Raw genomic sequence first — 24,843 nt, forward strand, 5'->3', positions numbered from 1 at the left:
CACCAATTGATTTGAGAAACGTGTAAAATGGTTAGCTGTAGCCGGCCCGGCTCGTCGCATAATAACGATGAGAGGGGGATAGCCATGTTACAACTAATCTTTACCATTATTGTGGGCCCGTTTGCCGTTGGTGTACTGCTTATTTTATTTAAGCGGTGGTTGGATCACCATGACAAGTGATAACCGGCTGCGAATCCAACCTGTCCGTCTAATTGAATAATTATTCGCAAAAAAAGCCCTGAAGAGATGCCACTCTTCAGGGCTTTGACAGTCATGTTACTCTTTACCATTTGTGTAGTTACAGTATAACATCTTTTTACACGAATGACAGGACCACAACTTACAGTAAGGACACACCCTACATAGTAAAATATAATTTAGACTTTTCAAAAATCTAATTGCTCAACCTACCCAACTTTTGGCGAAAGTTTGCCAAGGGTATTTTTTTTGCAAAAATGCACTCGTGTAGTGGCCAGTCTGACCACGAATAGCACAACTTTTTAAGAAAGTTGGACAGGAGTGTTGCAATTTGAAAAATAAGTATGACCGTGAACGCGGAAATAAAGGTAGTCGGTTCGGCAACGTACTTGGGAAACCGTGGGTACTCACTTGCCTGTTGGTTCTATGGTCTAGTACGGGTGCTTTGTGGTTGGCTCTGTACTTGTCATCAGGCGTACGGGGACTGATTGGCTGGTTAAGCACTAACATGCCAGGCGTTATGAGTGGCAACTTCAACTTTGTTGGCAGTGATGTATTGGCCAGCAGTTGGGCGATCACCAACTTTAAGAACTACGGTATGATTTTGCTCAGTCCAATTTTAGTGCTTCCCATTTGGTTGATTTTGACAGCCTGGTTAGCACCAATTTTGATGCGGGTGTGGTATAAGAACCGGTCCACCAATCAAGGCCAATATGGGAACGACCGGTTTACGACTGAAACGGAGACATTGCGGCAATATCCATTGATTGCAGACCGTGGCGTCCCGTTTAAGGGGCACGGCGGCGTTGTGGTTCAACATTACCCCGTTGCTTCAGGTAAGGTCTTCAGAACACATCCAATTCGCTTTACGCGATATTATCTGGTGCCGCTCTTAAAACGTGAGGTTGTGCCATATGGCTGGTATTTGATTGACTCAACGGCTACTAATTCATTGATCATTGGGATTACTCGTTCCGGTAAAGGTGAAACTGTAATCAACCCAATGTTAGAAAATTTAGCGCGTGCATCAATCAAAACGTCCATGGTCGTCAACGATCCTAAAGGTGAGTTGTATCAAATGTCATACAAGTTTTTACGGAAGCAGGGTTATGACGTGCAGGTGCTCAACTTGATCAACATGGATTTTTCAGCGAGCTACAATCCGTTACAAAAAATCATCGAAGAGGCCCGCGAAGGTTATTACGATGAGGTTCAGCAAGATGTCAACGCGATTTCATCGGCCATCTACGTGGATCCAAATGCCAAGGATAAGTTCTGGCAGAATAGTTCCATCAACTTACTCAATGCACTGATCTTAGCATTACTAGACTATGCCAAACGTCATGACGCCTGGGATCAGGTCACGATGTACAACGTTGATCACATGATGACTGATCTTGGTGGTGTGAACGTTGAAATTAACAGCAAGGGAAAGCCTGTATTAACACCAGAAATGGCTGAAGCACAAGGCATTGAATTTGATCCTACTAGTGCTGACGCGCGGCCAACTGGTGAACGAAAATCCAAATTAATCATTTATTTTGAAGCATTGGACGAGTTAAACCAGTTGCATCCAGACAAATTTAGGCAAATGGCACATGACGCATTCGCACAGTCGAAATTTGCTGGTGATGAAACGTCTGGAAACATCTATTCATCAGCTTCTGAAGGGATCAAAATTTACAACCAGGCCAATATTGGAAAACTAACCTCTATGAATTCCATTAATTTCGAAAATATGGGCTTTCCGCGAATTATGAAATTGCGCTTGGCAGATAAATACCAATTTCACACCGGAATCGTAACGTTTTTCAATGCCAAGGGCAAAGTGCTCGAAAAGAGAACTCAATTAGTCGATAAGGTTGGTATTTTGCGGTATGCCATTGAAACAAAACTGCCTGATAGCTTTACGTTTACTGTTGATTTTGGCTTTGAGAAAAACCCCGATTCAATTAAAGGCGATGTCTTTAAATTTAGTGGCTTAAAACTCTATAAGCGTAAGGGATTCGGAAAGAATTTCGAGTTGGATGAATATACAAGGCAACCCTTGCTTAAAAAAGTGCAATTAACGTTACAGTCGGTGGCGCTAAAGCCGCAAATGCGATCTTGTGAACTTCAATATTCTGAAGCTCCGGTAGCCTTATTCCTTGTTACGCCGCCGGACAACCCAAGTTACAACCAGTTGCCAGCATTTGCGATTGATCAAATATTTAATCAGGTTTATCGCATGGCACTCCTCAATGGCAGAAAGGCTTTTACCCGTTTGGGGTTCATTATTGATGAATTGGGTCAGCTGCCGACTATCGCGAACCTAGAACAAAAGGTTTCGATCGGGTTAGGTCAAAATATCTTCTTTGATTTGGTTGTTCAAAATTTCGAACAATTGGAGCTGCATTACACGAAGCAGCAGGCCGCCACGATTCAGGATAATTGTTCCAACACGCTTTATATTTTGACCAGTTCGATTGACACGGCCAAACAAATCTCAGGCCGCATTGGACAACGAACAGTGGCCGTTAAAACACAATCTGGGCAGGCGGCAAAAGTTTCTTCCGTGAATATTTCCACGCAGTACATCAGTCAGGATTTGATGAAGCCAACCGAATTGATGAGACTACAGGGCGGCGAAATGGTTGTGCTGCGAACAGTTCATCGCCAGGACAACAAAAAACAATCGATTATGGATTATCCGATTTTTGATCATGGCGATACGCAAATGCCGTACCGCTATAAATTCTTGCAGCGTGAGTTCGATGATTCAACGACCTTGTCTGACATCGGGCTGACGAGTTTGCATCAACGATTAGATTTGGTAACGTTAGCGGTCAAATATGATCAAGAGTTGGAGGACTTGCAACAATTGATCAGCGAGGGAGCAGACGTTCATCAGCCGCTCGCTAGTGGGCAAGACATCGCACGACCGACGGTTTCAGCGAACAATGCGCCACGAACGTTAGAGTCACGCGCCCCTGAGTTGAGCGACTTCACCCATCCAGATATGGATGATCTCGGTGAAGTGGCCACTGATCCAATCTTTAGTGGGTCAGAACTGAGTGATCCTGAAGAACTCCAAGATGCGTCCACGGTGTTGGCCACAGAGCTGATGGGTTTGAAGCCCAGTGAGTCGATTGTGGATAGTCAAAAATTGATGGATGACATCGGTAACTTTTGGCAGCACAAACGGCATAACAGTCTGCGGTTTATCTGTACCTTGTTTGAAGGTAACCATCAGATGGGGCAGCAATTGGTCGGTTCTTTAGACGAAATTCGTCGAAAATATGGTTATGAGTCGGCGTTAAGCGATGATCCAATAGTTGCTAACGCATTGGCACAGGAAGGAGCGGCGTCATGAGCTTCATGAATTTATTTAGATATGTATTAGCCAAAATGATTTGGTTTGCAATACCAGTGGGCGGGTCAGTTAAAGATGTAGCAGATTCGGCTCAATTGAGTTCTAAACCAGTGATCTCTTGGTTTTTAACATGGGAACCAATCATGCATCAGCCTCATTTGGAAATTACTACTGAAATTTTTAGTTGGTTAGGATCAGTCATGGTAAAAGGCCTCTATGATTTTGATAGCGGTATTGAGACAATTTTCAATTGGTCTATTTCATTACTGGGCTGGGACGGTGTGTTAACCTCTATTAGCTCACCGTTGCATGGCCTCTACACGGTGTTATTCATCATAGGTTGGGCGTTAATTGGATTGGGTATTATGATTGTGGTCTGGGAGTCAATCACCCATTCCATTAATTGGAGTAAAGTTCTTGGCAATCTCTTTATGATTGGTTTGCTTTTAACAATCCTGCCTTTGATTATGTCCACCGTGAATAGTGGGGTCAACAAAGGCCTAGGATTAGGTAACATTGCACAATCGGCACAGTCAGATGTTGAACAAACTAACGTTAGTGATAAACATGATTTTTCGACTGATGGACAAGCTAGTTTATCGGTGCTGCCGATCCATAACAATGTTATTGATAAGGCTGAGTTGGTAGCTCAAGGATTTAATACTGATCCTGATCATATAAAAGCCACAGATTGGAACACTTTGACAACTGCTAAGCAAATTCAAAATGTCAACTTTGGCGAATCATTAGATTCTGATACTGAAAAGACTTTGGGGCTAGATAAGTTGCAGGCGTCAAATCATTTTGATTCGGCCACAGATCCTATTGATTATGAATTAGATGAGGTTTCTGACAGTCAATACACTTTGAAATACGCTTTGACTAAACTGAAGCCGAATACGGGCATGGGGACGTTGAATGACCCAGCGTATGCTCGCTACGATGTGTCATGGTTTCCATTGATTGGACAACAGTTAATTTTGGCTATCGTTTTGACCTTGGCAATCTGGCGTGTATTGAAGGATATTTTTGAACTGACAGTTTTGAATCTGTTGGCGCCCTTGGTCGCGGCACAAAGTGTGCGTGAATCAAAGAAGTTGCGTGACTATATTTCCACGGTTGCGGGTTTCTTTATGTCAATTGCACTGATGTTCGTTGTAATTCGAGTCTACTTTGCGATTCTGGCAATAGTACCGCCAATGATGCCAACGTCATGGAACTTTTTGATGCGTGGAATTACAACGATGATTATTTACGCGGCCGGCGGGTATGTAATGTTTTCTGGGATTGCCTATATTCAGCGTATGTCAGGGATCACACAAGGGTTTGGTGACGAGGCTAATCATCTTGGTGCTGCCGTTATGGCTGGCGCCGGAGTAGCCTCAATGCTGACGATGGCTGCTGGTGGCACTGCTAAAGGATTGGGTATGTTGTCCAATCATTCAAGTAAATCAAACTCAAGTAAAGGCACAAATAAAGAGTCGAAAGATTCGTCAGAGGCAATGCCAGGTAAAACACCAGGTCTTGAGAAACAGCAAAATGGTAATGGTGTTAGCTCAGAAGCAGCCAAAGCGGCGGCAGAACGAGTTAGACAGGCTAATGCTGGTGGCATTTCGACAGGCAATGTTCCAGGCAAAGGTGCCGGTGGTTCAACAGGTGATTCGAATGCCAATAATAACAATTTGAACAGTCATGCCAACCATGAACAAGGTGGTAACCAAAACGGCGGCACGCAAAATTCTGATAACGAGAATAATCAAAAACAGCATGGCGAAAATCATCAGCATGGCGGTAATCAATCAAATAACCAGACTGGTGGACCTAACCAAGGTGTAAATGAGAATCATGACAATAGTAATAATATTGGACAGGATAACTCGCATAACAACTTAGATCCTGACGGCAGTAATGGTATCTCAACCGAACAGGATCTTGGCAGTGATGGTTTCGATGGCAGCGGTGCAGATGGCTCTAATGGAGATATGACGGGTTCCGATGCTGCTGGCTCCTTGAATCCTGCCGACGATGATTCTCAAGGCTTTGGATCAGAAGATCTGTATGGTGATGGCTCTAGTGCCATGACTCTGGCTGACATGGAGTCGATGCAAAATGCATCGATGAACAGTGCCAATGCTGCTTCACAGGCTGGGCCAGGTACTGATTCGGCAAACCCAATGTCTGGCGACAGTTATGCAAATCTTGGCAGTCAAAATGACAATACGGGGGCTTCTTCACTAAATCCCGAAGAAGCAGCCAAAGAACGTAGCATGGATGCTATCGCGTCAGAAGCAGCTAAGAACCATCCAGAAGTTGGCGTAGGGCACTATGACTTTAGTAAGAGTGGCGCAGCAGCTGAATATAGTGCTGCCATGCAACAATCAAAGACTAGTCCATCAGATCCTGATGGGCCTGGCCCTGAAGGTCCTAGCCCTGAAGGTCCTAGCTCTAATACAGGTGACACTTCTGAGGTTGCTGGCGCTAGCGCTTCTGGAGAGGCCGGTGACGGTAAATCGGACTCAAAGGGTGCGGTTGAAAAAGCTGGCGACGCAGTTGCTAAGTTTGGTGCTAAAGGCGTTAAGAACGTTGCGAGCTATGAAGCAATGCACCAATTCGGTGCTGGTCAGCAAGGTCGAATTCCTGGTAAAGAGTCGGATCGGTTTGATGATGACTAACACAATGACAATGGAAAAAGTCCTTCGGGGCTTTTTTATTTATTTTTCGTGTAAATTGTAATTTACGAAAAAGAGTTTTATACTGAATCTGGTGATGCAAATGAGAAACAAAAACGATGAATATGAGCGTATTTTTATAAAGGCCCAATCGGTCATCGATAATCGAAAATTAACGGGTGCCTTTGTTCGAACGCAGACTAATAATCAAATTAGCCGACAAAGTTTCCATAACCTACGTGTGGGTACTAGCAACTTAGCTAATGCTAAATGGACAACAATTGTCGCTTTGAGCCAGGTTGCTGATGCTTTGCGGCTACAAGATTTAATGAAGCAACACAAATTTCGATTGTTGCAAAAAAAAATTAAAACTACTGCTGATCAATTGGCAGGACATAATGAGTCTGGCGATGCGTTGTTAGCAGCTGTTTTACAGAATTTGGTTGATAATCCAGTTAAACTGGTTGATTTGTATGAAGATACTTTAAAAAATGGAGGTAATTGAGAAGAAATGGAGTCGTATTTTAACAGCGTTGACGGTTCTAGGCTTGAGCTTTGGCTTGGCAGCTTGTGCCAATAAAAAAGGTAACAGTAGTAATCAATATGATGGTGCGATTTATGCGTATAGATCTGCGCATAGTACAGAAGTGGTAAAAACACCTGTAAAGATTACCTTTTCAGATAAAAAACTAAATTTTTCGGGCACTAGTCATGATGCTAAGTTTAGTTTCAAGAGCACGTATACAGTAAAATCGTATGCCCAAGTTAAAAAAATGATCACACCTGAAGTTGTTTCTTTAAATGGAATTGCGGATATTGATTCTAAAAATGTTACGAGTGAACAATTGAAGACTGCACAGGCCACTTTGCCCAAAGCCAAAGAATTTTATGTTGTAAATACAGATTACAATCAAGGTATTTTTGAGTCTGACAAAGTTAACTGGGTAAAGCCTAGGAGCATTGAATTTACAGCCAACAATGGGCAGTTTCTTTTATACAAAAAAGGCAACACACTTTATAATGCAGCCACAGCAATGGTAGATCATGTTAGTCCAAAGTGGCAGGTTTTTGTGTTGTTAAAGCGGTGAGGGCTGAAAGTTCAGGTCTAATGGAAGCGATGAAATGATGGTAGCAAAGAAACTCTTCTCAATACTGACAATCTTGGTGCTGAGCATTGGATTAAGTGCTTGTGCTAAGAAAGAAAATGGGCAGAAAAATCAGTACAATGGCACTATTTTCACGTATAAAACAGCACATAGCTTACAAAGGACAAAAACGCCTGTGTCTGTCACGTTTGATGACAAGACGTTACAATTTAACGGAAAAAAGGATAATGAACAATTTAAATTTGAGGGGCACGTGCAGCCTAAGACGTATCAACAAGCACGTGCACTTATTACGAAGGAGTCAGCTTCCGAAACCTTTCAATTTCCTGGTAAGAATGGAGAATTAGGCAACGCAACTGGTAATCAAGTTGTGCAATTACGCAACAAAATGCCAAAGGCGACGAAGTATTATTTGATTAGCACAAATACTAAGCAACCAGTTTTTAGTTCAACTAAGGTTAATTGGATTCCTTTGAGTCCATTGTTTTTGGGTGAGGGAAAATCGCCAGTGTACCTTCTATATAAGAAAAATGGTACTTTGTATAATGTAATTGAGCCAATGAAACTGGCTGATGGGGTCGGCCAGTCCATCATAAAGGCGGAGGAACAACGGTCAGTGTTTGTATCACTTCACAGATAGCAAACCTACTGTTGGTCCTGTCGCGTGCGTGACTTGGCGAAAGTTGAATAGAATCCTTAAGTCTCTAGTATCTGAAGCAAGTATTCAGATATTGGAGGCTTTTTCTTATGCAAGATTTTCCCGTGGTAGGAACGGTACGTTCGCAGATGAAAATATGGGTGTTGTACGCGGTTGACATTGGTGTTTTTGCCCTAGTGTTTGGACTCTCGATGTTTATCGGCGAAAGCATGTTTCCTACCAGTCAAATGCTTCAAAAAATCTTCTTTTATATTTGCGCTTTTATCTTAGGCATTTACTTGATCATGCGTCCTCGCACTAATCCTGGACGAGAAAATTGGCGGATCTTACTGATGCTACTGACAAATTGGCCTGATCACGGTTATCAGTCGTTTGGCTATTACGAATTTGATCACATCTTACCTGATAATGCAGCACGCAATGGCGTGGGTGTAACGGCTGAAGAGGAGCGTGATACCTATGCCGATTAGAACAGTTAAGCAACCGAGCGACACACGTAGTGGCGGGTTGCACTTTGGACATCATAAAAGCAAACAAACGACGAGCCGCTTTGATGCGTTGAATTTAGAAGTGATTACCAAGCTCGTTGGCTATCGAGGACTAACACATGATCGCTATGCGTATTTGCGTTTAGCTGACGATGCAGATGGTTACGTAGAGATGATGTCGGTTCGAGGCCAGGATGTTGGCTCGCTACCACCTGATGATAGTGTGGCGATTATTGGTCAGTACCAGGATTTTTTGCGGCGCTATGTTGAAGCAACAAAAATATTTGTTTCGCCTTTTCCTGTTGATACCAGTCAACAACGTGGGTACTGGACGCGACAATACATCAAGTTGAACAAAGAGCTGCGTTCAATTGATGATCCAGCGATTGCTAAGCAACTCTCAACGCGGATCCAGTTTATTTCCGATCGTATTGAGCAAACGCATGTGGTTGAACAGGAACTGTTTAACCAGGAGTACATCATGTTTTTCTTTGGGAAAACGACTCGGCAGCTAACCGATTTGATTAGCAACGCTAAAAGCTGGGGTGGCGGTGCTGTGATTCTTGAGCCAATTTCTCGTAAACGAAAAGAAGAAATTGTCACACGCATTAACAATCCGGCATTGCGGATTGATAAGGGATAGGTGAAGACGTTGAAGCAAAAAGAAATTAGTGAACTAGAGGCCAAGGGGTATGATCTTGGATTTATTGCCAGAACACAACCACAAGGCAATGTGATCCCACATGCCGATTACATTCAGATCGGCGACACATATGTGACCTGCTTGCGGATCTGGAAGTATCCGCCACATGGCCTAGAAATGTTCTGGGGCGTGCCACTTGTCAGTGGTGACTCAACGTACAGTGTGATTTCACTTGGAACGGAGAACCATGATCAGGTGGTTAAATGGTTGGACCGCTCAACGAGTGAACAAGCCACACGGGTTTCAGGTAAGGCGAAAGCGTCGGATAACTCGGACGCGATCGGTGCGGTCAATGATCAGATGACGTTGCTGAACATGGTTAAGCGTCATGGTGAGGTGCTGAAGCGGACTTATTGGCGGCTGTTCGTTTATGCCAATACATTGGATGAATTGCATAAACGCGTGGCTAAGGTAAAACAGGATCACACTGAATTTAGTATGTCGGCTTACGCTGAAGAACAGCTTTACGATTTTCAGTCAGTGTTCGTGCCACCGATGAGCGAAGAAAAAATGCCGAATTCTGATCATGGGATTCCAATTTCGGCATATGCACTTGGTGGCTCTTATCTATTTAATCATGTAAAACTCGATGATCCACGGGGCACCTATTTCGGCTATACAAAGACGAATGGTGAAGTTATGTGGGATCCATTTTATCGAGATCGTAAACGTACGCGCTCTTTTTTTCTGGAGTTGGGCAACCCAGGTATGGGTAAATCTGGTTTTGGGAAAAAGATTAACGATGATGTTTTTTCACGCGGAGCCTGGATTCGAAACTTTGATCTATCACACGAATATGAAGATCAAACGATCGGGCAAGGAGGGATAGTTATTCCCTTAGATTCTCCAAAATTCAAGATTAACTTATTCCAAGTGTTTCCCACCGTAACTTCCAAAAATGGTGATTACGTGGATCAAGCCAGTTCCTTTGATGCGAATACTGAAAAGCTCAAAAACGTGCTGCAGTTTTTGAATAACAAAACGACTGATGATGATTTAACGACCTTGGAAACGTGGATTACGGACTTTTACATCAATGAAGAGCTATGGATCAAAAATGCGCGTAAGCACCAGAACGTGCCGCCGATAGCAGAACTTAGTCCAGAAAAATACCCGACATTGAGTGAATTTGTAACGTTTATTAAACAAGCACAACGTAATGCAATTACGAATGCCCATGCACAACTGCCAGAGTATAAGAGTCAGTCAATGGATCGAATCGTGAATGCATTTAGCACTTTGTTGGTTGATCACGGTGATTTATTCGATGGACCGACGTTGATGCCTGCACTGTCGAGCACTCAGGTCATTGATTTTGATTACAGCGGTCTTGTGCAAGGCAGTAAGGCCATCTTCAACATTCAGTTTTACCAAGTGCTGTCTTTGATGAGCCAAGATATTGTGCGTAACGGAACGTATTACCGTGAGGCATTACGTCAAAAAAAGATTACGACGGATGATATCCGCTGGTACTATCTCAATTTTGATGAAGTTGAAAATGTGATCACACCTAGGTTTCCATTTGGTGTTGAGTTTTTGGCCAAGATGATGGAACAAATGCGTAAAAATATGTGTGCAATCAACATGATTGCACCCACGATTAAGGACATTATTTTGGATGGCACTTCATCAGCGACAGATCCGTATGTTATCGCTGTACGAAAAATTTTCGGACTGATGCAAATCATCTTCAATTTCCAAACGTCAGACGTTGATTTGCCATCGTTGAGGCTGGCCTATGGTGGGTCCTCGACGCATGCCGAATTACAGAGTCTAACGAAGTTACGACAAGGTGAAGTTAACGCGAACATTAGTGGCGACCGTAATATTCAATTTACGGTTCAACTAACTGATGAAGAACGTTATCGATACGATGGGGGGCTTTAAAGGTGACAACTGAAAAGATAAAAAAACATCGTTTACACTGGCCGCACCCACTTCGTTCCGGAAAAAGGAATGTTCGTAAGGTTTTCAATGTTGGCCGGAATTTCAAGCAGTATACGGCCAATATGTTGAATACGAGAGTTGAGGACATTAAATCAGGCAAGGTTGATCCGAGCAACAACTGGCCAATGATTCTTGGTTATCTCAAAATACTGGCCGTTCTCATGGTAATTACTGGCTTGATTTGGCTACTGACGCTTTAGGGGGTGTGGTAATGGATAATGATCCAGAAAACGATCAGAGCAGTCAGTTGGCCAAAGATGCAACAAAACGAATTTCTAAAAAATGGCTCAAACGGGGTTTGGCGGCCGTTTTTGGTAGTTCAACTGTGTTCGCTATTGTCTTTGCTGTTGTGTTTGCTGGTCTGCTAATTGTAATGATGACAATATCTAGCGATGACAATGACTGTAGCACTGATCAGGATAATACCAGTGTGACGGCAGGAGCGGCCACGTCCGCGGATATGAATAAAAATGCGAAAACAGTTTATGACTATTTGATTAAAAAAGGAGCTACCTCTGCTGGTGTGGCTGCTGTTATTGGGAACATGCAATCTGAGTCAGGTTTAAACCCTGCGAGAACTCAAGGTGATGTGGCCGAAGGTGCAGCCGTTAGTGATACTGATGTTGGACTTGGGTTGGTTCAATGGACTGCTGATAGACATACTGCGTTATTGAACGCTGCTAAAGCCAAAGGTGTTGATTGGAAAGACATGAGTTTTCAATTGGATTACCTTTGGCAGGAAGTTCAAAAAACGCCATCGTTCAAGAAAATATTATCTTCAAATGATATCGATTCGGCTACGCAAGCATGGATTGATGATTATGAACGACCACAAGTACGTACTCAGCCCAGCCGTCAGGCACAGGCTCATCAGTGGTACACGAAACTAGCCGGAACTGATCCAGTTATGACGAGTTCATTTGATAATGCGACCGATCCAACGACTAGCACTAGCTCAGATGGTGGTCAATCTGATCAATCCTGTGAGGCGGGTGGTGATGACAGTAGTGACCCTGGTGAAGCCAAAGGCGATGATTACCCTGATAATTTAAAGAATGCGACACAGGATTCTATTGATGATCAAAATGGTTATCCAAATCGTGAGTGTACTAGCTGGTCGGCATGGTGCATGCAGTCTGCTGGTGTACCTGGTAACTTGATTCATGCTTTAGGTAATGGTGCCCAGTGGGCCACCAGCGCACGAGCTGAAGGTGTGCAGGTGGATCATGATGCTAAGGCCGGAACCATTGCTCAATTTGATGGAACTGGCAGTAATCCTTATGGCCATGTGGCTTACGTGGATTCTGTTGATGGCGATAAGGTCAAACTGGAAGAATACAACTGGCTTGTCGGGGGTGCTCCAGATGGTAAGTATCACACACGCACAATTCCGGTAAGCCAGGTCTCGAATTTTATTCATTTCAAAAGAACGAAGCAAGGGGATAAGTAAAATGCAAAATAGGAAACAAGGTACTTCTATTGTTTGGTTATGCGTCATCTGTTTTGTTTTTGGAGCCGGTTTGATATTTGGTGTCCAAAAGGTTTTTATTGATCCAAAGCAAGATGCGCGGGTCGCACAATTGACTGCGGACAAGCAGGCATTAACACAGAAAACAAAGACCCTGAAACAGGCTAAGACTTCTGCTGAAGGCTCTGCTAAACAGGCTGTTCACAGTTCTGATGTGACGACTAACTATCCACAGATGGATCAGCAGGCTCAGAACCTGTTCGGTGCTATGTTTAATTATGACAACAACTCTTACGGTGATCGACATGATCAAGTTGCTAAATATAGTTCAGCAGCGCTGGCTGACACGTTAGTTGGCACTAAACAGCAGATTCAAAATAACGAAAAGGCACAGCGACAATCTAATATGCAATCGACGTTACTGTCAGTCAATTTGACGCATAACACTGGCGAAAATCAGGCTAAACAGCTGCAAGGTTTGGCGTTAGTTAAATACTCGGTATTAGCAGATGGCATGGACAGTAATGGCCGCACGGCGACCTCGATTTATGCCGTCACGTACAATCCAGGACAACAAATTTTTACGCAGGTTAAGTATCTTGGCGTTATGGCAAAGTAGGCGATTTGATGACGTATTTAGAAGTGTCCAATGCACTTGAAGCAAATGGTGACAGTCAAATAAATCGAATAACGGTTGGCGGTTATTTCTTGCTGATGCTGACGATCGGCGCACTGCCAATCTTGCAATGGCAGCATATCAATGGTTTGCTGATGCTCATATTTTTACTGATTCTTGTTACCATGCGGGCTACCAAAGATCCGATCGTGAAGTCATATCCGCAGTCACGCCCCAATGAATCGTGGTGGGCAGTCAGTCTACGCATGTTGATGTACGTTTTCATGCCATTTGTGGCGATTGTAGCGGTTAGTTTAGTGGCCGCTGGCAATCGTGACTCAGCTGTCAGTTCGACTAATACAGCGACTTTGAGCAGGCAAATCATGAATTCACCAGCTATGATGCTGATGGTTTTACTGATTGCACCGTATCTTGAAGAAGTAGTGTTTAGACAGTCCGTTTTTAGTGGTGTGACCAAGTGGCTTCACGTTCACTTAACTGGTGCAAACGAAAACGTTTGCTGGTGGATCGCAGCTATTTTAACCGGCTGGGCGTTTGGCATGATGCATGAGGATTCGGTACTACTGGTTTATGTGTTATTTTCGATTTATTTGCAGTGGATTTATCACCGCGAACGTGACCTTCGTTTCAACATTATCACGCATATGGGTGTTAATACACTGACATTTTGTTTGCTGTTATGGCAGCGGTAGGTGAGGAAAACATGGAAATGATTAATTTAGCGGTGGATCAGGAAGAGTGTCGAATCATTAACCAACTCATTCCGATTAATCGCAAACCTTTTTTACAACTTGAACAAGAATATTCAGTCAAGACCATAAAAAAAGACCACACGAACTATGAAGCTCGTGCAGCCGAAGATCTATTACGTGTTTATGATGATTTGACTTCTGGCATACTTGGTTTGCAAGAGATTAATAAAGCTGAAACTGGCATGCTGACAGTTTCTCAGCGGCAATTTATCAGTCTCAGTGGTTTGAATACTTATATTACGCGTAATTTAGACGAACCACGATTTTTAAGTGGCGTGAAGAATGTAATTGCCGTAAATAAAGATTTTATTTATCCATATTCGTGCCTGGTACAATTGCAACGTTTGATCGTCGAGGTTTTTAACAATACGTTGTTATTGGCGCATGGTATGTCAGGAAACTACGTGGTCAACCGTGTTGATCCTGTTGCTGTGATGCGCTGGGCAATCACCGATTCGGAGCTTTCTTCTAAATGGCTACGGACGACTACGGGATTATCCTATACACAAATCAGTAGCATTCGTAAAGATGATGGCGTTTTGAATAGTATGCGTCACGATCGCGTGTGCCGAATGGCGAACCAAGTGCTGTTGAACGTTAGTTAATTTTGAGAGTATTCAATCCATCCATATCCGGTTGTTTTTGAGTTCACTTTACCGTTATCAAGATAATATTCTGGGTACTTGGGTCCATGCTGATACCACAGAGCTGGGTTAGGAGATCCTACTAGGAACTTTGTCAATTGGTGTTGATGAATAGTTTTTATCTTTTGAGGTTTCTCCGTTGTGGAGAGACCTTTTTGTTATTCAATGGGATTGAGTGCTTTGGTGGCCTTTATGAGTCTGATTTTGGAATGGGTACAGGATTCCTAGTGTCTCCTCCCCGGGGTACCAGTATGAGTTCAAGGACCACTAAGCAATCAGTTGGTAAATTCGTTTGAACATGCGCTCCTGATTTGCAAAGCCATAACAGGAACGTTTAAGTTCTTTGATTTTGCGATTGACACCTTCGATTGGTCCATTGGAAAGCAAGGTCTGAGAGGCATTTAAAACCCCGCGGATATTTAGCTTCAAGGTAGCAATCGCCGTATCCATTGGTTCACCGCAAGGTTGGTAGTTCTCGATCAGCGCCTTAAGGCGTTTAGGGTGACCTCCCAGCAATGCGTCATGAATGTCGATATACGTCTCATAGGCGGTCTTCAGCTTTGGAAAGGGATCAATACCAATGTCAATAACCTCTTGATCGGTGAGGGATTCATTAAGACCGAAGCGATAATGGCGGTACTTTGCGTCTGGCTTGGCCTTGTGCAAAGTCTTCCAGTTGGTCTTCAAGGCTTTGTATTCACGTGAATGTTTGTCGGATATCTGTTTGAGGGCCTGAATGCGGATCTGATCCATTGCACGCCCGATGAGCTGAATAACGTGGAATCTGTCAATTACGATCTCGGCGTTTGGAAAGAGCTCGTGAGCAAAGTTCTGGTAGGCGGCGTTCATATCCATACAGATGTGTTTGACGCCGGCTCTTTGCTCGCTCGAATAGTGGCTCTTGAAGAAGTCCTTAATGGTCGCTGAGAGACGATCACCAAGCACTGTGACCCTTTTGTGAGTATCTGCGTCAATACAGATAAATGACATTGTGGAGTGAGTCGAACGGAACTCATCAAAACACAAATTTACTGGGAGGTAGTTGAGCGGATGCGGCTTGATATCATCGTCGATGATGCGCTCAATAGAAGTCGTCGAGATACCAGTAATAGAAGCTATCTGTTTCCCTGGTATAGCAAGTTTAGAGAGCTTGAGCGCATACTCCGAAATTCCGGTAGAGATCGCATGATTAGGCTTTACGACGGGCGTCGTGGCAGTGAGAGTTGACCGACAGTTACGACAACGCCAGCGCTGCTTATCCAACTCTAGGATTACCGGGCAATCAGTGGGGCCGTTGACGTGAATACGCGTACGGATGTGCCCATTGCGTCGCAATGCCGGCATGCCACAACTTGGACAGCGTTCTAGGAAATACGTCAGTTCTGCATGAACCACCTGATACTTCTTACGACCCTGGCCGTGACCGCGGATCTCATCACGTACATCACTGACCGTGATATTCGAATCTGTAATTCCAAGCAGCTTAAGAGTACTATTTAAGTCGGACATCTAGTCATACCTCGCTTTGTTTGGGTTTCGTCGCTTAAAGCATAGCACCGAGGAGACTAGGTGTTCTTTTGTTATACAAAGATGGATCTAGAATCTCTGGCGTTATTAGTATCAACACCAAAAATTCTAGATCCAAAATTTTACCGATAATCAAGCAACAACGGCGAGTGAACGTTAAGCTATATATTTCGACGGCGGATATTTCTTCCGTTAAAGTCAAGCAAGCCATTAGATTCAAAGTCACGCGGAACGTACCGAAGCCAATCATTTTGGATGGTGTGGTTACAAAGATTGGGGTCTCACCAGTCGAGGAGAGTAAAGCGACTTTTTATGAAGTGACAGCGGCCGTTCCGATTACAGCCGATCAGGCACAGTTACTACGCTACGGGATGATTGGGCAAACGGCGATTATTACGGGCAAGGTGACTTGGTTTGATTATTATAAAGATAAGGTACTGGATAATAATTGATACCTGTTGTGACAGATAATTGCAGAATGTAATCAATCCATGTAATGGGGCCAATGGAACACCCATACGAATTTTAGCGGTAGGAAAACGAAAAAGTTAAGATCAATTACTGAAGTGAAAGCGTCTCTAAATACTTCTTTAATCAAAAATACTTTTGTTCAGCACTACTCATAGTAAAATAATTTGAGGTTAACTCAAATTATACGCCCAGGGTTCACCATCTACTATCGAGTGGGAATAAAAGGTACATGTAAATTGAACCCGGAATGTTGATTTAACGGCATTTTCGGAAGATACAAAGGATACGATTGGCGGGAAAATTGTTACGTTCCCCGCCAGAATCCCCGCCAAGTTTGGGCCGAATGAGGGCAGACTGGCGGGGATTTTTGTTGAACTGTCATTAGTAGCGAGCTGGAAATGTCCTTTGACAAGAAGTCGGAAGTTAAACGCTCTGTGAAAACACAGAGTGTGACCGCACTCAAATATGTGTTGAAGGAAAGATTACGCAAAGAGGAATATTCACTGACCAAATCGAGTAAAATGAAACTAACAAGAACCTATTGGAGGATAAGCTGATGCCAGCCAAAAGCAATGAACTGAAGATTGAAGATAAGCTCTGGGAAGCCTGTGATAAGTTGCGGGGATCAATGGATCAGTCAACTTACCGGAATGTTGTACTAGGACTGATTTTTCTGAAGTATGTGTCCGATACATTCGAAGAACGACACGCTGAACTTGAGGCAACTGAATATCCAGAGGATGCGGAAGATCGTGATTTTTACGATGCCGAAAATATCTTCTGGTTGCCTGAGAATGCGCGTTGGAGTGTAATTGCGGCGGCCGCTAAAACGCCAGATGTCGGAACTGTTATTGATGCTGCTATGACCTCAATTGAAAACGAGAATGACAGCATCAAAGGTGTCCTGCCGAAGAACTATGCTTCTGACGATCTTTCTAAAGAACGGCTCGGTGAAGTTATCGATTTATTTACTGATGTGCAGGTTGGAGACGAAGAATCACGGAAGAATGACGTGCTGGGTCGCGTTTATGAGTTCTTCTTACGCAAGTTTGCAACCAATGGTGATGGTGAGTTCTATACACCACGTTCGATTGTTCGAACGCTGGTAGACATGATTCAGCCGTTCAGTGGCAAGATCTATGATCCATGCTGCGGTTCAGGCGGTATGTTTGTTCAGTCTGAAGAGTTTGTGAGTGAACATCAGGGTAATATCCTTGACCTTTCTGTTTATGGTCAAGAATGGAATCCAACGACTTGGCGCTTGGCAAAGATGAACTTGGCAATTCATGGTATCGACAACAATCTTGGTCCACGTAATGCTAACACGCTGCTAGATGATCAGCATCGCGGAGAACGGTTTGATTACGCGCTGGCAAACCCACCATTTAACGTTAAGGATTGGGGTGCGGATAAGGTTGCTGACGATGCACGTTGGAAGTGGGGAGTACCGGGAAATAGCAATGCCAACTATGCCTGGATAGAACATATTCTGAGTAAGCTAGCTCCTGATGGGAAAGCCGGGATTGTTCTAGCTAACGGAGCACTGTCTACATCGACCAAAGACGAACTCGCTATTCGTAAGGCACTGCTTGAAGATCATAAGGTGGACGCTATTGTTGCGATGCCAACGCAGATGTTTTATTCGGTTTCAATTCCTGTCGCCGTTTGGATTTTTGATATGGACCAGGCAAGTGAAGGGGAACGTGATAGAACGGGTGAAACGCTATTTATTGACGCTCGAGAACTAGGAAAGATGACCGATCGAACCCATCGAGAATTCACACGAGAAGATATTGACAAAATTGCTAGTGTTTACCACGCCTACAATGGTACGTCCGGTGAGATATATAAGGATGTTCTGGGATTTTGTAAGGCCGTGCAACTTAAAGAAATCAAAACTAATGATTATGTCCTAACGCCTGGCCGATATGTTGGCTTGGCTCATCAAGAACAGATGAGTGATGAAGACTATGACGTTGAGATGAACAAGATCAGTGCTGACTTACAAGACCAATTTAAGCAAGGCAATATTCTTCAGCAACGAATCCTGAAAAATCTGCGAGGAATTGGTTATGGAAAATAGAATTGTAAGATTGGGCGATGTGATTACAGCAAATTATGGAAGAGCTTTACCGAAGAAAAATCGGGTTTCTGGAAAAATTCCTGTATATGGATCTTCTGGAGTCACTGACTATCATAATCGTTCAATTGTTGACGGCCCGGCAATAATTATTGGACGGAAGGGGAATATTGGATCTGTTTTTTTGACAGAGAATTCATTTTATCCTATTGACACGACTTACTATGTTACGCGAGAAGACTTAAAAGATCTTGATATATATTTTGCGTATTATTTGTTGCAATTTTTACCACTTCAGGAAATGAATACTGATAGTGCAGTTCCGGGCCTTAATCGCAATAATCTGTATTCTATTCCAGTAAAAATTCCGGATTTAGCCACTCAGGTAACTGTTGCTGATATACTGCAAACAATTGATAAAAAAATTCAACTTAATCAACAAATTGACAAGAATTTATTGAAGTTAATTGATGGCATGTTTAATAGAGCGTACTTAGGTAGTGAACTGGTCGAAAATGCCAGTAGGGTGAAGTTATCGAGCATAATACGAACAAAGTCAGGCACGTTTAATCCCAAGAAAAGTAGTGAGGTCTTTGTTAACCATTTTAGTATGCCCGCATTTGATGCCACTAGATTCCCAATTGTTGATGCTGCTTCAGATATCAAGAGCAATAAAAATGTAGTTGAGCCATTTTCAATTTTAGTATCTAAGATGAATCCAGATGTAAAGAGAGTGTGGTTGCCAAACACGTCTAAGGAGTTACTAAATGTTGCCTCAACCGAGTTTCTAACATTTAATGCTGATGTGCCTGAAATGCAAGCATTTGTGTACGCTGTTGTGAATGATAAAAGGTATCAGAAGTATCTTGAATCCAATACAACAGGGTCGACAAATTCACGCCAGCGAGTATTGCCTAGAGTAGCGTACTCATACGAAATCCCTTACGTAAAAGAAGCTGCTCAACAATTTGGATTCCAAATTATGGATATTATTGACATGATCAAGCTGAACAAAGAGCAGAACCAGCATTTGATCAGGCTTCGCAACGTACTCTTGCCTAAACTGCTTGCTGGTGACATAGATCTGTCAAACATCGAAACGGTGATGAATAATAATGCCTAACACCAAATCATTTACAAACGAACAGGATGTTGAGCTGGAGGCAATCGATGCGCTGGTTTCTTTGGGGTATCAGGATTACCGCAGTGATAGTTATAAAGACCCCAACGATGTCATTGATGCTGAGCGTGACAATGACCACAAACAGGTCGTTCTGCACCAACGCTTGCGAAGCGCACTAGAACGTAATACACCAGGGTTGAAGGATGCCATATACAAAGAGGCAGTCCGTCAGTTTTATTTGGTGACGGATGGCCCTGACTTGATGGCTAATAACCATCAACTACACAAGCTAATCATTGAGGGTGCGAAGGTTAAAGTTTCTGAAGATGGACAAGACCACACCTATGTGCTTAAACCAATCGATTTTGATAATGTGGATGCCAACGATTTTGTGGTGACTAACCAGTTTACGATGGAGCAAGGTGAGCGTAAACGACGGCCGGACATTACGATATTTATCAATGGCTTGCCACTTGTGACGTTCGAACTGAAGAACCAGGCCAATGCTAATGTAGGAATTGAAGACGCGTTTAACCAGTTACAGACTTACAAGCAAGATATTTCTGATTACATGGCTTACAACGAAATTCTTGTCATTAGCGATGGGGTGAATGCGCAAACGGGTTCCCTGTCTGCGGGCTTTGACCGCTTCATGCAGTGGCGCTCGCCTGAGCAGCGTGACGACAAGCAGTTGGATGTCTATGCAATGGAGACGCTAATCAATAACATGATGAAGCGTGATGTTGTATTGGACTTGATTCAAAACTTCATCATTTTTGAGACCGATGGGGCGAAGACCTTCAAGATTCTCGCCGCTTACCATCAATACTACATGGTCAACAAGGCTGTTGAAGCTGCGGCTAAAACCCTTAAAAATCCCGATAGCAATCGTATCGGGGTTGTTTGGCACACGCAAGGCTCTGGCAAGTCCCTTTCAATGGTGTTCTTCTCAGGTATTGTCAGTCGTAAGCTGGGCAATCCGACGATTCTGGTTGTGAATGACCGCAATGATCTTGATGACCAATTAGGGCAGACTTTCGCTGCGGCGCATGATTATCTGCGGCAGGCGCCAACTCAGGCAAGATCGCGTACGGAAGTCCGCGACTTGTTGGAGCGTAAGGGCGGTGGTATTGTCTTTTCTACTATCCAGAAGTTCGCGCCAGAAGACAACGAAGATAGAATGCCGGTTCTTAATACACGGTCTGACATCATTGTGATCTCTGACGAAGCGCACCGTTCGCAGTATGGGTTGAAGGCGAAATTCACCAAGAATGGGGTGAAGTACGGTTACGCACAGTACATGCGAGAAGCATTACCTAACGCTTCGTTCATCGGGTTTACCGGCACTCCGATTGACTTCAGTGATAAGTCGACTCGTGGTGTGTTTGGTGACTACATCGACGTATACGATATGTCTGCCGCGGTGCGTGACCACGCAACGGTACGAATTTACTACGAGAACCACATCATCCCGCTTGATCTCGATCCTCAAGTCCAGCACAAGTACGAAATGGTGATGGAAGAAGCTGGGGTCTACAATGCAGGCGAACAGACCGAAGAACAGAAACGCCGCGCTGAGTTTACCAAGCTGGAGAGACTGGCTGGTACGAAGGGTCGCTTAGAAGTTCTGGCGAAGCACTTTGTAAAGCATTTTGAGGCGCGTCAAGCGCAAGAGTTCGGCAAGTCAATTATCGTTGAAATGTCGCGACGGAACGCAGTGAAGCTCTACGATGAGATTATCAAGTTGCGTCCAAACTGGCATTCTGACGATTTGATGAAGGGTAAAATCAAGGTCATCATGACCTCCGACGCTGCCTCTGATGGGCCGGAACTTGCTAAGCATCATACGAATGCTGCGGATCGTCGCAAGCTTCAACAGCGAATGAAGGACGATCAAGATGAGCTTCAAGTAGTAATTGTAGTGGACATGTGGCTGACTGGTTTTGATGCGCCAGCAGTGAATACAATGTACATCGACAAGCCAATGCACGGTCACAACCTGATGCAAGCCATCGCCCGTGTCAACCGCGTCTTCAAAGATAAAGATGGTGGCTTAATCGTTGATTACATCGGGATTGCTGACAGTCTGAAGGCAGCATTGCAACAATACTCTGATTCTGACAAAGAACAGACTGGAATTAACGTGGACAAGGCTGTCATGTTGATGAAGGAGAAATACGACATCATCACGAACGACTACTTGTATCATGTTGATTACAGTGACTTCATCAGCGATGATCGTAAGAAGAGCCAAAAGGCGTTCCGCACGGCGCTAAATGCTGTCGCAATGTTGCAACCTGATCAGCAGCGCAAGTTTGCCGATACCGTTGTTCAACTTCAGAAAGCACATGCGTTGGTCGTTACGACGGATCAAGCCGTCGCCATTGCCGGTGAAGTAGGCTTCTTTGTTGCGGTTAAGAACGCGTTGATTAAGCTGATGCAAACCGCTAGTGATTCGCGACGCAAGATTGGCAACAGTCAGTTAAACCTGAAGCTCGATCAACTGGTTAATCAGTCCGTTTTGGCAGAGAAACCTATTGATCTGTACGAAGAACTGGGATTAGAGCGGCCGGAACTAAGTTTACTATCTGAAGATTTTCTGGACAGCGTTGGGCAGATGCCCGAGAAGAGTTTAGCGATGAAGCTGCTTGAACGGTTACTCAAGGGCAAAATCAAAGCGATGACCAAAGTAAACTTAGTTCAGTCGCGTAAGTTCGGCGATATGTTGGAGGCGTCATTAGACGCGTACAACCAACGTGGCGTAACCACTGAATTAGTGATTCGTAAGCTCATTGAGCTCGCTAAGACCATGCAGGCTGCGGAGACTGACGGCCAAGATTTGGGCCTGTCCGTTGAAGAAAAAGCGTTCTATGACGCACTAGCCGATGAAAAACGTGCGGCTGAGGAACTGGGTGCTGACAAGCTACAAGAGATTGCCAAAGCTCTGGTTAAAGAAGTGCGCGATTCTGCGCAGCGGACCGACTGGGTACAGCGCGAGTCTGCTCGGGCAAGCATGCGAATCGCTGTTAAGAGATTGTTGCGCAAATATGGGTATCCGCCTGATTTTACAAAGTCTGCGGTGGAGACTGTTGTGGAGCAAGCTGAGAAGATGGCATTCAATGAGAATACTTCGAGACAATAGCTAATCTGTCATGTATGTGTTCCTGTAATGTAGCGAACGTACTGAGGAGTAAAAGAATGGGAAAAACAAGGTATTTTACCTCGAGTAATATCAATCTCTCAGCTGAAGGTGATTGCTATTATTTAAACGGTGAGCCTCTGGAACGAGAGGAAAAATCGGGAAAAACAAATTATAAACTGTCTGAGTTCAAAGGCGAGGTCTCCAAAGCTGTTTCTAAATTCGTCGATCGGTCTTTCGAGAATATTATTGTTCTTATTGGTGCTGGTGCATCAGTGGTAATGGACGACAATGATAGCATTGACGGTAGGTACGGGAAAACGGTGTCAATGATTGCCGAAACTGTCTTTAATCAGCTCAAATCAGGGAGTTATTGTTTTCAGTATTCGAAGCCAGAAAAGAATGAAATCAATGTTTTTCCTCTGGAAAAGATGGCTGTCAAAATAGGCTACAGTGATAACATTTTGGATGAAACTAACAATAAACTCGACTCAAGCTTTGATTTAGAAGCCTTTTTATCACGCCTGATAATGCATAATCAATTTGTTGTAGAAGATAAGGAAAAGTGGGAAGAATCTCAGTCCGCAATTTTTGACATCATCAAGCAAGAGACCAGTTATGGTTACGATAAAGATGTGTTTCATCATGCTGCTTTGATAAATATTCTGTCAAAAAAATTAGCCTCTGAGAGTAAGCTATCTGTAGTCACTACGAATTATGACACACTTGTTGAGGATGCGGCAGAGAGTATGAATTACACGGTGTTTGATGGATTCTCTTTTTCTAGAACGCCGCGATTTGATGATGACATGTTTGAGTGGCATTTATCGAAACATGTTTCTGATGTGAAAACTAGAGAAAACATCTATAAAAAGAACGTAATTGATCTGCTTAAGATTCATGGTTCTTTAACTTGGAGAATGAGTAAAAGTGGTGAAAATGTGGTTCGCTTGGATAAGCATGCTCCAGGTGAATCAGTTATGATATTCCCAAGTAGTGATAAATATATGCAAAGTTATGAAGAACCATATTTTGAACTTTTTGCTCGTTTTCAAGATTTGCTCAAGCGGCCCAACACGTTATTAGTAACAACAGGATTTAGTTTTGCTGACAACCATATTTCTAGGATGATCATTCAAGCGGTCAGCCATAACCCAGGCCTGTCAACGTTAATCACAGATTATTCACTTGATTCAGCTAAACCGAATAAGAATTGGTCAGAATTACAACATATGATGGAAAATGCAAACTCTGTAGCTTTCTTAAGGGCAACGTTGAATAAAGATTTGACAAAGTATTTGGTGGGATATCCCGAGGAAATATCATGAATGTTGACAAGTATTATACGGATATAGATAAAGAGAATTTCTATCTGGGAATAATTTCTCAGGTGTATCGGGGAAATAGTTGTGTGCAAATTGAGAACCTTTCACTTTTAAGGAATCGAAAAATCCGTAATGAGGATCTGATTCCTAATACAATTAACTATCTTGTAGTTATTGAGGATACTCAGGGCTTATTTATCGGGGAGGTGTTCCAGGCAAAAGTGCAGGATACTGATTCTGTAAATCAGGCAATCAATAAAGGGCATGTTGATCGTGTGTTTCCAGAGATTGGTATTGATATCGTTGGATATATGGATCAGGAGGGTTGTTTCAAACTGCCGGGTTTTAAGAATGTCGGGATAAGCGACAAAGTGTATGTCGCAAATTCAAAACTTGTTGATGAGTATCGACGTTCGCTTGAAGTGTCTAGCACGCTAAATAGTGGTCAAGCATCTTTAAATGGTTCTGGTGCAAAGTTTACTCAGGGAGAGTGCATCCTGTATCATGAATTGAAACTGGAGGTTTTCAGATGACTGATCATTTTAAAGGACGGCAA

21 protein-coding genes are annotated in these 24,843 nt (G+C 43.4%); 20 read left to right on the plus strand and 1 reads right to left on the minus strand.

Going from position 1 to position 24,843, the window contains the following annotated elements; genetic code table 11:
* Positions 1–84 precede the first annotated feature (84 nt).
* From G400_RS16315 to G400_RS0109165, 14 genes are all read left to right on the plus strand, one after another.
* On the plus strand, positions 85–180 hold the full coding sequence (locus G400_RS16315; protein WP_017262386.1) for a type I toxin-antitoxin system Fst family toxin: 96 nt from the start codon (positions 85–87) through the stop codon (positions 178–180).
* Between the two features lie 349 nt (positions 181–529).
* Complete coding sequence (locus tag G400_RS14910) at positions 530–3,550, plus strand: VirD4-like conjugal transfer protein, CD1115 family (RefSeq protein ID WP_017262387.1); 3,021 nt, start codon at positions 530–532, stop codon at positions 3,548–3,550.
* Positions 3,547–6,222 carry a pLS20_p028 family conjugation system transmembrane protein gene (locus G400_RS0109110; RefSeq protein WP_017262388.1) on the plus strand — a complete coding sequence of 892 codons (2,676 nt, stop codon included), beginning with the start codon at positions 3,547–3,549 and terminating at the stop codon, positions 6,220–6,222. Before G400_RS14910 ends, G400_RS0109110 begins: the two co-directional genes overlap by 4 nt.
* Positions 6,223–6,322: 100 nt before the next feature.
* Positions 6,323–6,724, plus strand: coding sequence for a hypothetical protein (locus G400_RS0109115; RefSeq protein ID WP_017262389.1), 402 nt, complete (start codon positions 6,323–6,325; stop codon positions 6,722–6,724).
* Positions 6,711–7,307: a hypothetical protein gene (locus G400_RS0109120; RefSeq protein ID WP_017262390.1), complete on the plus strand. Its 597-nt coding sequence runs from the start codon at positions 6,711–6,713 to the stop codon at positions 7,305–7,307. Before G400_RS0109115 ends, G400_RS0109120 begins: the two co-directional genes overlap by 14 nt.
* A gap of 34 nt (positions 7,308–7,341) precedes the next feature.
* The gene (locus tag G400_RS0109125; RefSeq protein WP_017262391.1) at positions 7,342–7,965 is read left to right on the plus strand and encodes a hypothetical protein; all 624 of its coding nucleotides are present in this window, start codon (positions 7,342–7,344) and stop codon (positions 7,963–7,965) included.
* Positions 7,966–8,072: 107 nt separating this feature from the next.
* Positions 8,073–8,453 carry a DUF5592 family protein gene (locus G400_RS14915; protein WP_017262392.1) on the plus strand — a complete coding sequence of 127 codons (381 nt, stop codon included), beginning with the start codon at positions 8,073–8,075 and terminating at the stop codon, positions 8,451–8,453.
* Positions 8,443–9,114 (plus strand): hypothetical protein, encoded by a 672-nt coding sequence (locus G400_RS0109135; protein WP_017262393.1) that lies wholly within the window; start codon positions 8,443–8,445, stop codon positions 9,112–9,114. The genes G400_RS14915 and G400_RS0109135 overlap by 11 nt, the downstream gene beginning before the upstream one ends.
* Complete coding sequence (locus tag G400_RS0109140; RefSeq protein ID WP_017262394.1) at positions 9,115–11,061, plus strand: hypothetical protein; 1,947 nt, start codon at positions 9,115–9,117, stop codon at positions 11,059–11,061.
* A 2-nt stretch (positions 11,062–11,063) separates the two neighbouring features.
* On the plus strand, positions 11,064–11,321 hold the full coding sequence (locus G400_RS0109145; RefSeq protein WP_017262395.1) for a hypothetical protein: 258 nt from the start codon (positions 11,064–11,066) through the stop codon (positions 11,319–11,321).
* A gap of 11 nt (positions 11,322–11,332) precedes the next feature.
* Positions 11,333–12,571: a phage tail tip lysozyme gene (locus tag G400_RS0109150; protein WP_017262396.1), complete on the plus strand. Its 1,239-nt coding sequence runs from the start codon at positions 11,333–11,335 to the stop codon at positions 12,569–12,571.
* A 1-nt stretch (position 12,572) separates the two neighbouring features.
* Positions 12,573–13,208 carry a hypothetical protein gene (locus tag G400_RS0109155; protein ID WP_017262397.1) on the plus strand — a complete coding sequence of 212 codons (636 nt, stop codon included), beginning with the start codon at positions 12,573–12,575 and terminating at the stop codon, positions 13,206–13,208.
* An 8-nt stretch (positions 13,209–13,216) separates the two neighbouring features.
* The gene (locus G400_RS0109160; RefSeq protein WP_017262398.1) at positions 13,217–13,918 is read left to right on the plus strand and encodes a CPBP family intramembrane glutamic endopeptidase; all 702 of its coding nucleotides are present in this window, start codon (positions 13,217–13,219) and stop codon (positions 13,916–13,918) included.
* Between the two features lie 11 nt (positions 13,919–13,929).
* On the plus strand, positions 13,930–14,583 hold the full coding sequence (locus tag G400_RS0109165) for a hypothetical protein (RefSeq protein WP_017262399.1): 654 nt from the start codon (positions 13,930–13,932) through the stop codon (positions 14,581–14,583).
* Positions 14,584–14,889: 306 nt separating this feature from the next.
* Here the strand turns inward: G400_RS0109165 and G400_RS0109170 are convergent, their stop codons facing one another.
* Positions 14,890–16,131 carry an ISL3 family transposase gene (locus tag G400_RS0109170; RefSeq protein ID WP_017262400.1) on the minus strand — a complete coding sequence of 414 codons (1,242 nt, stop codon included), beginning with the start codon at positions 16,129–16,131 and terminating at the stop codon, positions 14,890–14,892.
* 68 nt (positions 16,132–16,199) lie between these two features.
* On the opposite strand from G400_RS0109170, the gene G400_RS0109175 reads away from it, so the two are divergent.
* The 6 genes from G400_RS0109175 (at position 16,200) to G400_RS14925 (ending at position 24,820) form a co-directional block, all read left to right on the plus strand.
* On the plus strand, positions 16,200–16,601 hold the full coding sequence (locus tag G400_RS0109175; protein ID WP_017262401.1) for an HlyD family efflux transporter periplasmic adaptor subunit: 402 nt from the start codon (positions 16,200–16,202) through the stop codon (positions 16,599–16,601).
* Positions 16,602–17,176: 575 nt separating this feature from the next.
* Positions 17,177–18,703: a type I restriction-modification system subunit M gene (locus G400_RS0109180; RefSeq protein ID WP_017262402.1), complete on the plus strand. Its 1,527-nt coding sequence runs from the start codon at positions 17,177–17,179 to the stop codon at positions 18,701–18,703.
* Positions 18,693–19,823: a restriction endonuclease subunit S gene (locus tag G400_RS15780; RefSeq protein ID WP_017262403.1), complete on the plus strand. Its 1,131-nt coding sequence runs from the start codon at positions 18,693–18,695 to the stop codon at positions 19,821–19,823. The genes G400_RS0109180 and G400_RS15780 overlap by 11 nt, the downstream gene beginning before the upstream one ends.
* Positions 19,816–22,965 carry a type I restriction endonuclease subunit R gene (locus tag G400_RS0109190; protein WP_017262404.1) on the plus strand — a complete coding sequence of 1,050 codons (3,150 nt, stop codon included), beginning with the start codon at positions 19,816–19,818 and terminating at the stop codon, positions 22,963–22,965. Before G400_RS15780 ends, G400_RS0109190 begins: the two co-directional genes overlap by 8 nt.
* Before the next feature lie 56 nt (positions 22,966–23,021).
* Positions 23,022–24,290, plus strand: a complete 1,269-nt coding sequence (locus G400_RS0109195; RefSeq protein WP_017262405.1) for an SIR2 family protein — start codon at positions 23,022–23,024, stop codon at positions 24,288–24,290.
* Complete coding sequence (locus G400_RS14925; protein ID WP_035143825.1) at positions 24,287–24,820, plus strand: hypothetical protein; 534 nt, start codon at positions 24,287–24,289, stop codon at positions 24,818–24,820. The genes G400_RS0109195 and G400_RS14925 overlap by 4 nt, the downstream gene beginning before the upstream one ends.
* Positions 24,821–24,843: the final 23 nt, after the last annotated feature.

Origin of the sequence: Furfurilactobacillus rossiae DSM 15814 (assembly GCF_000428925.1) — a bacterium.
GTDB classification, from domain to species: Bacteria; Bacillota; Bacilli; order Lactobacillales; family Lactobacillaceae; genus Furfurilactobacillus; species Furfurilactobacillus rossiae.